4 protein-coding genes are annotated in these 12,186 nt (G+C 55.7%); all 4 read left to right on the plus strand.

The annotated features are described in order from the left end of the window. Positions 1 to 5 precede the first annotated feature (5 nt). The 4 genes from ACWAU4_RS19975 (at position 6) to ACWAU4_RS19990 (ending at position 12,019) form a co-directional block, all read left to right on the plus strand. On the plus strand, positions 6 to 734 hold the full coding sequence (locus ACWAU4_RS19975) for a uroporphyrinogen-III synthase (protein WP_025889834.1): 729 nt from the start codon (positions 6 to 8) through the stop codon (positions 732 to 734). Positions 735 to 786: 52 nt separating this feature from the next. Further along, positions 787 to 1,896 carry a uroporphyrinogen-III C-methyltransferase gene (locus ACWAU4_RS19980; RefSeq protein ID WP_052678653.1) on the plus strand — a complete coding sequence of 370 codons (1,110 nt, stop codon included), beginning with the start codon at positions 787 to 789 and terminating at the stop codon, positions 1,894 to 1,896. Next, positions 1,893 to 3,062: a heme biosynthesis HemY N-terminal domain-containing protein gene (locus ACWAU4_RS19985; RefSeq protein ID WP_071238618.1), complete on the plus strand. Its 1,170-nt coding sequence runs from the start codon at positions 1,893 to 1,895 to the stop codon at positions 3,060 to 3,062. Before ACWAU4_RS19980 ends, ACWAU4_RS19985 begins: the two co-directional genes overlap by 4 nt. Positions 3,063 to 3,337: 275 nt before the next feature. After that, on the plus strand, positions 3,338 to 12,019 hold the full coding sequence (locus ACWAU4_RS19990) for a retention module-containing protein (RefSeq protein WP_454290362.1): 8,682 nt from the start codon (positions 3,338 to 3,340) through the stop codon (positions 12,017 to 12,019). Positions 12,020 to 12,186 lie beyond the last annotated feature (167 nt).

Consider the following 12,186-nt stretch of genomic DNA (forward strand, 5'->3'; position numbering starts at 1 on the left):
GCACCATGAGAGTGTTGTTGACGCGCCCCGAGGGGCGCAATCACGCCATGGAACAGGCGCTGACAGAAAGGGGCATACCTTTTATGGTGACCCCTCTCTTGGCTGTTGAGGCCATGGAGGATAAAGGTATTTCCCCTGCCGAGGTCCTTGATGCCGACATTATTGTGTTTGTCAGCACCAATGCGGTGCATTTCGGTACTCAGGCACTCAATGCTCCCTGGCCGTCACATATTCAATATTTTGCCGTCGGCGAAGCCACTTTCGAGGCCTTTGCACAGTATGGCATCCGGGGCCATAAAGCGCCGGATGACAATCAACAGACTGAAGGCCTGTTAACCCTGCCGGGTTTGCAACCCGAAGCGGTAAAACACAAGAAAGTGGTCATTATTCGCGGCAACGGTGGCCGGGAAGTACTGGGACAAACACTCCAGCAATATGGGGCGTCGGTTCAATTCTGGGAAGTCTACCGCCGCACTTGTCCTGCCTATGATGCAGTACAACTGGTCAAGGAATGGCAAGACTTCGGAATAGACACCATAGTACTCAGCAGCGCCGAGAGCCTGATGAACCTTATCCGACTGCTGCCAAAAGAGTATTTTGCTTGGCTGCAAGCATGTCATATTATAGTTCCCAGTATTCGGGTGGTAGATAAGGCCGTGGTCGCCGGATTAACTCAAGTGACCGATGCCACGGCAGCCAACAGTAAAGCCGTACTCAAGGCATTGAGGCTCTAGTTTTCCCCCCTCCCGATTTCCAGCCCTATTGTCGCGTTAAAGGACTGCATTAATGGATAACAGTAAGCCAGAAGTCGGGAGCGATACCCCCGCACTGCCTACCCAACCCTTGGGTACCACAGAGCAAGAAACCCCAGCGGCGACAGCCAAGCGCAGCTCATGGCCCCTGAGACTGACGCTACTATTGAGCCTGTTGCTGGCACTGCTGGCCTGCGCCATAGGTGCTTATCTCTTTTGGCAACTGCAGCAACAGCAAGCCGCCAATGCGCAACTGGCAACCACTCTAGAACAAGTCAAACAAGCTCCAGAGGCCAGATTGCAGGCACTGGAGCAGCAACTGAGAAGCGACCGGCAGCAAAATCAACAGCAGCAAGGTGCCATAGAACAACTGAGCGATGCCCAGCAGCAGATGCAAACCCGCATCGCCACTCTGGCACAGCGTAACCCCAACCATTGGATGGCGGCAGAAGCCGAATATCTGGTGCGGATGGCGGGACGTAAACTGTGGCTGGAGAAAGATCCGCAAACGGCAACCGGCCTGTTACAGGCTGCCGATGAGCGTATTGCTGCCATGCAGGAGCCTTCACTCATGCCTCTGCGTCGTGCCCTCGCCAACGATATGGCGGCGGTCAGCGCCATCAAGAATACCGATATCGCAGGTACTGTGTTCACCCTCGATGGCATTATCACCAAGCTGGACAAGTTGCCACTCAATCGTGTCGGCAGCCAGCAAATGGAGCCAGAAGCAGAAAACAAGATGTCTGACTCCATAGGTGATTGGCAGAGCAACCTGTCCAAGACCTGGAGCGCACTGAAGGAAGATTTCTTCACTATCCGCAAGATAAGCTCAGATATCACTCCGCTGCTGTCTCCCCAGCAGGAATGGTATTTATTCGAGAATATCCGCAATAAGCTGCTGCAGTCGCAACTGGCCCTCTATCAATATGATGAGCTCAACTACCGCCAGTCATTGGCCATGGCCCGCAAGTGGATCCAGCAATATTTCGATCTCGACGATCCACGCACTGAAGAGGTGCTGACTGCAATCAATGCTTTGTCCAGTCTGCAACTGGATCCCATCAATCTGACAAAATTTGAATCCAGCGCTCAACTCAAACAGTTGGTCACCTATGGCGAACTCATGCCGGGGGCTGAACTATGATAAGAGTACTCATCTATCTGGTGATTATTCTGGCTGGTGCCTGTCTGAGTCCGCTTTTTGCCGGCAAAACAGGCTATGTCTATATCGCCTTTCTGGACTGGCAGCTGGAAACCAATCTGCTGTTTGCCGTTATGGCACTCATCATCTTCTTTGCTCTACTGCAGTTGCTGGAATGGCTACTGGTCACTGTGCTGAATCTGGTATTAAGCAGTCGTTACCTGCCGCGGCGCTGGCGCCGCAATGCCGCCCGCAAGTACACGCTCACCGGCGCACTGGCGTTGGCAGAAGAGGATTGGCCTGCGGCCGAAAAAGCGATGCAAAAAGGCGCCGAAGCCGGTGAACTGCCGGCTCTCAATTATCTGGCTGCCGCCAGAGCGGCCCAAAGACAGTTCAAAAATGAAGAGCGGGACGACTACCTGAATAAGGCTGCCCTGTTGCCACTGGCGACCCAGGCGGTAACCACCACCAGAGTGCGCTACTACATGCAGCAAGGCGAGCTGGAAAAGGCCCGCGAGCAGCTGGACAAACTGCAACCCAGCAGCAAGAGCAAGGCTCCGGTACTGCAACTGGCACTGGAGCTTTACCAGAGCCAGCTTGACTGGCAGGCTCTGAAACTGTTACTGCCGGCGCTGCGCAAAAAGCAGATCCTGGATAATGAAGAATACGAGCTCCTGAACCAGAGGGTAAATAATGCTTTGCTGGCCCAGGCAGCCCTTCGCAGCGAGCAGGAACTGGAAAAGTGTTGGCACTGGCTTAGCCGCCAGGAACGCAGCCAACAAGCCAATATGGCACAATATGCCTTGGGGCTTGCCGGCTTCAACCGCCGTGACGAAGCCCTGAAACTACTGAACAAGGCGCTGAAGAAGGAACCTTGCGCCTCTGTACTTGAAGTTTTGCCGAAGATTTTTGAAGCCCAGGACAGTGAAACCCTGAAACTGCTGAAGAACTTGGAACCCAAGCTAGAGAACCATGCCGACTACCAACACTGCATGGCCCAAATTCATGAACTCTGCCGTGAATTCAGTCTGGCCCGAGCCGCATGGGAACGCTTGTGTCACTTACTGCCCCGTAAGGAATACTGGTTGGCCTTGGCCAGACTTCAAGAGCAGTTGGCCGATCATCAAGGGGCTTTCAATAGCTACAAGCAAGCCGCCAAGAGCGACTAATCGCTAGACCTTTTCGTAATAAAAAAGCCACTTATTTAGTGGCTTTTTTATTAGCCATCACAAGATTATCTGCACGCATACCGTAACCGCATGAATGCGAGATAGATTCTCCAAAGCGGACAAATTGTCTCTCAACAACATTCCAACCGCGATCAGTGTCACACATTTGACAGCCTCAGTTTCAACCTCAGACTTAATAATTAATACCTTTAGCTGACGCTCGTGGGCACAGAGTGACCTTGCCGTCAGTATTTGCGTGCAAAGGAGTATGAGTTATGGGCGTCGCAATCAGTAAGCAAGACGCGGTTGTCACCAATTTGGTTGGGCAACTCAAGGCCAAGGACGAAAATGGCAATATCCGCGATTTGAGTATCGGGGATCTCATCCGCAATGGTGAAGAGATCATCTTCACCGCAAACGATACCTTCACTATCGAATATGCCGATGGTACAAGGCTGACAGAGCAAAATGCACAGCCCAGCGCTCAACCTCAGCCGGATAGCGCGGCCGCAGATGTCGCCCAATTCGCCAACAGTGGAGTCGATGCCGAGATAGCCGCACTGCAGGCTCAGATACTTGCTGGTGACGACCCTACCGCAAATCTGCCTGCTACCGCAGCCGGGGCCGGAACAGCCGGTAACCAAGGTGATTTCGGCTATGTTGCCGTAGACAGAGACGGATCTGAGTTATTGGCCAGCGCAGGCTACGACACCAGTGGCTTTGACCAAACCGCCATTACCACTCAAGAAGAAATACTGCTTGAGGACCTTCCCCTGACAGGCCCCACGCTCAATAGCGGCGCTGCCACACTCTCAGATGCCAACCTGCCAACAGGAACCACTCCATCACCCACAGCCTTGACCCAAACCGGTAACTTGAGCTTTAGTGCCGCGGCCGGCGTGGCAAGCTTGACCCTGGATGGGGTTTCCATTGTCTCAGGCGGAGTTTTTAATGGCCCTGTCAGTATCAATACCGAATACGGCGTGCTCACCATCAACGCCGTTGACCTGATAAACGGCAATATCAGCTACAGCTTTACCCTCAATTCCGCGGTTGACCACAGTTCAAGTGATGACTTCTCCCAGGCTTTCAACCTGATATTGACCGATCTAGAAGGAAACAGTGTCGGTAATACCCTTACCATCTCGGTACTGGATGACGCTCCAAGCGGTCAGGACGACATCAACAGTGTAGATGAAGACTCACTACTGGCCATTAGCGGCAATCTGCTCGACAACGATGTTCAGGGCGGCGATACCGCACAGGTAACAGCCGCTGGCAGTGGCGGCAACCTTGATAATGCCGTATCCAATCAAAGCCAGGTTTCAGGCAGCTACGGCCTGCTGACCCTCAATGCCGATGGCAGTTACAACTATCAAATCAATTCTGCAGCACAAGCTGTTCAGGCGCTCGCTCAGGGAGAATCCCTGACGGAAGTCTTCTCCTATCTGCTGACCGATGCCGATGGTGATACCAGCGTCCAGACCTTGACTATCACTATCACTGGCACCAACGATGTGCCCGTGATCAGCACACCCCAGCCGGGTGAGGCCGATGGTGCTGTGCGAGAAGCCGGCCAGTTCGATGACGGCAGCATAGACCCAGGTACCCCGGGTGTCAGTGGCCAACTCAGCGCCAGCGATGTGGACAACGGTGCCGTGCTTATTTGGTCCGGCAGTGCCGACAGCCCACTTGGCAGCTTCAGCATAGATGCCGCCACCGGCGCCTGGAATTATCAGCTCGATAACGCTGCAGCCGAAGGCCTGCTGGAAGGCGAAATTCGCACCGAAACCTTCTCTGTTACTGTAACTGATGAGTTTGGCGCCAGCGCCGAGCAACTGGTCACTATTACCATCATAGGCACCAATGACGCCCCCATTCTCAGCGCCGATAGCAGCGGCAGTATCACCGAAGATCTTGATGTCATCAATGGTATGCTCAGCGACAGCGGCAGCCTGAGCTTCACCGATGTGGATATTGGTGACAGCCATGTTGTCAGCAGCAGCTACAATGGCGATGTAAGCTGGAGCGGCGGCGCCCTGGATCAAGCCACCCAGGATGCCCTGGCTGCCGGCTTCAGTGCCGACAACTCTGGTTGGAGCTATGACATTGCCAACAGCTTGGTGCAGTTCCTCGCAGTCGGCGAAACCATCACCTTGAGCTTCACACTAACAGTCACCGATGCCTTTGGCGCCAGTGATTCACAGCTAGTCACTCTGACCATCACCGGCACCAACGATGGCCCGATAATTAACCCTCCTGGCGAGGGCGATGCCGACGGCACTGTGCGTGAAGCCGGTCAATTTGACGATAGCAGCGTCGATCCCGGAACTCCGGGTGTCAGTGGCCAGCTCAGTGCCAGCGATGTGGATAATGGTGCCGTACTTATTTGGTCCGGCAGTGCCGACAGCCCACTTGGCAGCTTCAGTGTTGATGCCGCCACCGGCGCCTGGAATTATCAGCTCGACAACGCCGCCGTTGATGGTTTACTGGAAGGCGAGATTCGCACTGAAACCTTCACTGTCACGGTGACAGATGAGTATGGCGCCAACGCCGAGCAACTGGTCACTATTACCATCATAGGCACCAATGACGCCCCTATTCTCAGCGCTGACGCAAGTGGCGCCGTCATTGAAGATCTTGATGTCATCAATGGTATGCTCAGCGACAGCGGCAGCTTGAGCTTCACCGATGTGGATATTGGTGACAGCCATGTTGTCAGCAGCAGCTACAATGGCGATGCGAGCTGGAGCGGCGGTGCCCTGGCTCAAGCCACCCAGGATGCGCTGGCGGCCGGCTTCAGTGCCGACAACGCCGGCTGGAGCTATGACATCGCCAACAGCCTGGTGCAGTTTCTCGCCGTCGGCGAAACCATCACCTTGAGCTTCACACTAACAGTCACCGATGCCTTTGGCGCCAGTGATTCACAACCCGTCACTCTGACCATCACCGGCACCAATGATGCGCCGGTGCTGAGCATCGACATGAGCGGCGCGGTCACCGAGGATGTCGATGTGCTGGCCGGGATGCTCAGCGACAGCGGCGATTTGAGCTTCACCGATGTCGATATCAACGACAGCCACAGCGTCGGCAGCAGCTATAACGGCGATGTACTCTGGAGCGGCGGCGCCCTGGATCAAGCCACCCAGGATGCCCTGGCGGCCGGCTTCAGTGCCGACAACGCCGGCTGGAGCTATGACATCGCCAACAGCCTGGTGCAGTTCCTCGCCGTCGGCGAGACCATCACCTTAAGCTTTGATGTCACGGTCGATGACGGCAACGGCGGCACCGATACCGACACCGTCACAGTGACCATCACCGGCACCAATGATGCACCGGTGCTGAGCATCGATATGAGCGGCGCGGTCACCGAGGATGTCGATGTCGTAGCCGGGATGCTCAGCGACAGCGGCGATTTGAGCTTCACCGATGTCGACATCAACGACAGCCACAGCGTCGGCAGCAGCTATAACGGCGATGTACTCTGGAGCGGCGGCGCCCTGGATCAAGCCACCCAGGATGCGCTGGCGGCCGGCTTCAGTGTCGACAACGCCGGCTGGAGCTATGACATCGCCAACAGCCTGGTGCAGTTTCTCGCCGTCGGCGAGACCATCACCCTGAGCTTTGATGTCAGCGTCGATGACGGCAACGGCGGCACCGATACCGACACCGTCACTGTGACCATCACCGGCACCAATGATGCACCTGTGCTGACCATCGACATGAGCGGCGCGGTCACCGAGGATGTCGATGTGCTGGCCGGGATGCTCAGCGACAGCGGCGATTTGAGCTTCACCGATGTCGATATCAACGACGGCCACAGCGTCGGCAGCAGCTATAACGGCGATGTACTCTGGAGCGGCGGCGCCCTGGATCAAGCCACCCAGGATGCGCTGGCGGCCGGCTTCAGTGTCGACAACGCCGGCTGGAGCTATGACATTGCCAACAGCCTGGTGCAGTTCCTCGCCGTCGGCGAGACCATCACCTTAAGCTTTGATGTCACGGTCGATGATGGCAACGGCGGCACTGATACCGATACCGTGACAGTGACCATCACCGGCACCAATGATGCGCCGGTGCTGAGCATCGACATGAGCGGCGCGGTCACCGAGGATGTCGATGTCGTGGTCGGAATGCTCAGCGACAGCGGCGATTTGAGCTTCACCGATGTCGACATCAACGACAGCCACAGCGTCGGCAGCAGCTATAACGGCGATGTACTCTGGAGCGGCGGCGCCCTGGATCAAGCCACCCAGGATGCGCTGGCGGCCGGCTTCAGTGTCGACAACGCCGGCTGGAGCTATGACATTGCCAACAGCCTGGTGCAGTTCCTCGCCGTCGGCGAGACCATCACCTTGAGCTTTGATGTCACGGTCGATGACGGCAACGGCGGCACCGATACCGACACCGTCACAGTGACCATCACCGGCACCAATGATGCGCCGGTGCTGAGCATCGACATGAGCGGCGCGGTCACCGAGGATGTCGATGTCGTAGCCGGAATGCTCAGCGACAGCGGCGATTTGAGCTTCACCGATGTCGACATCAACGACAGCCACAGCGTCGGCAGCAGCTATAACGGCGATGTACTCTGGAGCGGCGGCGCCCTGGATCAAGCCACCCAGGATGCGCTGGCGGCCGGCTTCAGTGTCGACAACGCCGGCTGGAGCTATGACATTAGCAACAGCCTGGTGCAGTTCCTCGCCGTCGGCGAGACCATCACCTTGAGCTTTGATGTCACGGTCGATGACGGCAACGGCGGCACCGACACCGATACCGTCACGGTGACCATCACCGGCACCAATGATGCACCTGTGCTGAGCATCGACATGAGCGGCGCGGTCACCGAGGATGTCGATGTCGTAGCCGGAATGCTCAGCGACAGCGGCGATTTGAGCTTCACCGATGTCGACATCAACGACAGCCACAGCGTCGGCAGCAGCTATAACGGCGATGTACTCTGGAGCGGCGGCGCCCTGGATCAAGCCACCCAGGATGCGCTGGCGGCCGGCTTCAGTGTCGACAACGCCGGCTGGAGCTATGACATCGCCAACAGCCTGGTACAGTTCCTCGCCGTCGGCGAAACCATCACCTTGAGCTTTGATGTCACGGTCGATGACGGCAACGGCGGCACCGATACCGACACCGTCACGGTGACCATCACCGGCACCAATGATGCACCTGTGCTGAGCATCGACATGAGCGGCGCGGTCACCGAGGATGTCGATGTCGTAGCCGGGATGCTCAGCGACAGCGGCGATTTGAGCTTCACCGATGTCGACATCAACGACAGCCACAGCGTCGGCAGCAGCTATAACGGCGATGTACTCTGGAGCGGCGGCGCCCTGGATCAAGCCACCCAGGATGCGCTGGCGGCCGGCTTCAGTGTCGACAACGCCGGCTGGAGCTATGACATCGCCAACAGCCTGGTACAGTTCCTCGCCGTCGGCGAGACCATCACCCTGAGCTTTGATGTCACTGTCGATGACGGCAACGGTGGCACCGATACCGACACCGTCACAGTGACCATCACCGGCACCAATGATGCACCTGTGCTGAGCATCGATATGAGCGGTGCGGTCACCGAGGATGTCGATGTTATCAATGGCATGCTCAGCGACAGCGGCGATTTGAGCTTCACCGATGTCGATGTCAACGACGGCCACAGCGTCGGCAGCAGCTACAACGGCGATGTACTCTGGAGCGGCGGCGCCCTGGATCAAGCCACCCAGGATGCGCTGGCGGCCGGCTTCAGTGTCGACAACGCCGGCTGGAGCTATGACATTGCCAACAGCCTGGTGCAGTTCCTCGCCGTCGGCGAGACCATCACCCTGAGCTTTGATGTCAGCGTCGATGACGGCAACGGTGGCACCGATACCGACACCGTCACAGTGACCATCACCGGCACCAATGATGCACCTGTGCTGAGCATCGATATGAGCGGTGCGGTCACCGAGGATGTCGATGTTATCAATGGCATGCTCAGCGACAGCGGCGATTTGAGCTTCACCGATGTCGATGTCAACGACGGCCACAGCGTCGGCAGCAGCTACAACGGCGATGTACTCTGGAGCGGCGGCGCCCTGGATCAAGCCACCCAGGATGCGCTGGCGGCCGGCTTCAGTGTCGACAACGCCGGCTGGAGCTATGACATTGCCAACAGCCTGGTGCAATTCCTCGCCGTCGGCGAGACCATCACCTTAAGCTTTGATATCACGGTCGATGACGGCAACGGCGGCATCGATACCGACACCGTGACAGTGACCATCACCGGCACCAATGATGCACCTGTGCTGAGCATCGACATGAGCGGCGCGGTCACCGAAGATGTCGATGTTATCAATGGCATGCTCAGCGACAGCGGCAGCCTGAGCTTCACCGATGTCGACATCAACGACAGCCACAGCGTCGGCAGCAGCTATAACAATGATGTCAGCTGGAGCGGCGGCGCCCTGGATCAAGCCACCCAGGATGCGCTGGCGGCCGGCTTCAGTGTCGACAACGCCGGCTGGAGCTATGACATTGCCAACAGCCTGGTGCAGTTCCTCGCCGTCGGCGAGACCATCACCTTAAGCTTTGATGTCAGCGTCGATGACGGCAACGGCGGCACCGATACCGACACCGTCACTGTGACCATCACCGGCACCAATGATGCACCTGTGCTGAGCATCGACATGAGCGGCGCGGTCACCGAGGATGTCGATGTCGTAGCCGGGATGCTCAGCGACAGCGGCGATTTGAGCTTCACCGATGTCGATATCAACGACAGCCACAGCGTCGGCAGCAGTTATAACGGCGATGTACTCTGGAGCGGCGGCGCCCTGGATCAAGCCACCCAGGATGCACTGGCGGCCGGCTTCAGTGTCGACAACGCCGGTTGGAGCTATGACATTGCCAACAGCCTGGTGCAGTTCCTCGCCGTCGGCGAGACCATCACCTTAAGCTTTGATGTCACGGTCGATGACGGCAACGGCGGCACCGGTACCGACACCGTCACAGTGACCATCACCGGCACCAATGATGCACCTGTGCTGAGCATCGATATGAGCGGCGCGGTCACCGAGGATGTCGATGTCGTAGCCGGGATGCTCAGCGACAGCGGCGATTTGAGCTTCACCGATGTCGATATCAACGACAGCCACAGCGTCGGCAGCAGTTATAACGGCGATGTACTCTGGAGCGGCGGCGCCCTGGATCAAGCTACCCAGGATGCGCTGGCGGCCGGCTTCAGTGTCGACAACTCCGGCTGGAGCTATGACATTGCCAACAGCCTGGTGCAGTTCCTCGCCGTCGGCGAGACCATCACCCTGAGCTTTGATGTCACGGTCGATGACGGCAACGGCGGCACCGACACTGAAACCGTGACTATCACCATCAATGGTACCAACGACCCGGTTGAAGGCGAATTTGCCAAAGAGATCTGGGTTCCGGCCTCCCTGTTGCAACTCTCGGATCCTTATCTTGCCGGCTATCCGCTAAACATTGATGTACCGAGCGATGTAGATGCTACTGATGATATTAGCATCACAAACCTGAGCCTTGAGTTTATCGATCCGGGGGAAACCGCCGAGATAGGCTCCATTTGGTATTGGGATGAAGACATCCAGATGCTGGTGCAGTATGACTTTAACAATCCTGAGGCCTTATCTGCCACAGAGTTGGGCAGTCTGGTCTATATGCCGGGGGATAACGGTGACATAGAGGAACAACTGGATATTTCTCTGACCTTCACAATCAACTCAGGTACAGATCAGGTTGATGGTGACTTCATCATCCATGCTGTGCCTGGTAACAGCTTGGGAGGGGAAAGTGTCACCATAGGTGATGGTTCATCGCCTTTGACCTCAGGGAATGATCAGGATGCTGTCCTCAGTATCAGTGGCGGATTCGCCGATGCCATTAATCTAGATCCAACCAATGGTAGCCTGGATCTGTTTACCGATTACCAGAAATCGCCCTTTGCCATTCCAATTCCCGGAGATGAGAGAGACATTGACACTACCGCGGGCAGCAAGCGGGAAACGGAGGTCTCAGTCAGGCTTACCATTAACGGCATAACCTTCATAGTACTATTGGCAGATCCCGTCGATAGCGTAGAACAGACTTGGTTCTATGATGCGGATTCTGGCTTGATGAAGGCCAGTATTGGCTACGATCAGATAGTGCAAGAATCGGATAACTCAGTAACTCTCGCCGACTACCTGACTTTGAATCCGGCCCAAGCAGGCGATCTTTGGACCATTACTTACTTCGACAATGATGGAGGCAGTTATCAGGCCAGGTATGTACAAGCTGTATTTACTCACGAGCTGCTACCTGATGATGCCATTACGGTAACAGGAACCGACGACATAGATAATCTCATCTTTGGTAGCACTCAAAGTGACTCGCTCACCGGGGCAAACCAAAGCGATGAAATTGTCGGTCGCGAAGGAAATGACACCATCTATGGTCTGGAAGGTGATGACCAACTACTGGGTGGTGCCGGCAATGACTACATCTTTGGCGGTACAGGTGCCGACTATCTGGTTGGCGGCCCCGGCAGTGATCGCTTGGATGCTGGCATAGACAATGACAGAGATATATTGATCTGGGATGCAGGGTCTGCAGATGGCAGCACTGATGAAGTCTATAACTTCGACCCTAACACAGATGTACTGGATTTATCAGACATCTTGGTCAATGAAGAAAACGGGGTTTTGGATGATTACCTGGACTTCAGCTTCGTGGGTGGCAACACCATCATAAGCGTCGACACAACAGGTGCCGGAGGGGACAGTGTCACCATAGTTCTCAATGGTGTGGATCTGTCCGCAGAGTATGGAACTACAGATGAAGGTGTGATTATTCAATCCCTTATCTCCGACGGTGCATTGTTGGTCACTCAACCTGTTGTTCAGGCTTCTCTTCCAGAGCCTAACTATACTTATTCATCCGAGGAACAATTAATTCCCTAACCTTAAGCAATAATTTTTTCAATAGAATCAACAGGAGCCGCAGGCTCCTGTTTTTTTATTAATCAACAACAAAAAATACTCCTTTTAAATCAGCATATTAATAAAATTACAAGTAGCGTCAAAAAATTGACCTTTGAAACTAATTAATCTAAAATCGCATCCAAGAG

It is taken from the genome of Shewanella sp. FeAMO, from assembly GCF_053653955.1.

What these genes read in the sequence shown, in the direction of transcription:
- ACWAU4_RS19975 (WP_025889834.1), top strand. Translation starts at nt 6, where the DNA reads ATGAGAGTGTTGTTGACGCGCCCCGAGGGGCGCAATCACGCCATGGAA.
- ACWAU4_RS19980 (WP_052678653.1), top strand. Translation starts at nt 787, where the DNA reads ATGGATAACAGTAAGCCAGAAGTCGGGAGCGATACCCCCGCACTGCCT.
- ACWAU4_RS19985 (WP_071238618.1), top strand. Translation starts at nt 1,893, where the DNA reads ATGATAAGAGTACTCATCTATCTGGTGATTATTCTGGCTGGTGCCTGT.
- ACWAU4_RS19990 (WP_454290362.1), top strand. Translation starts at nt 3,338, where the DNA reads ATGGGCGTCGCAATCAGTAAGCAAGACGCGGTTGTCACCAATTTGGTT.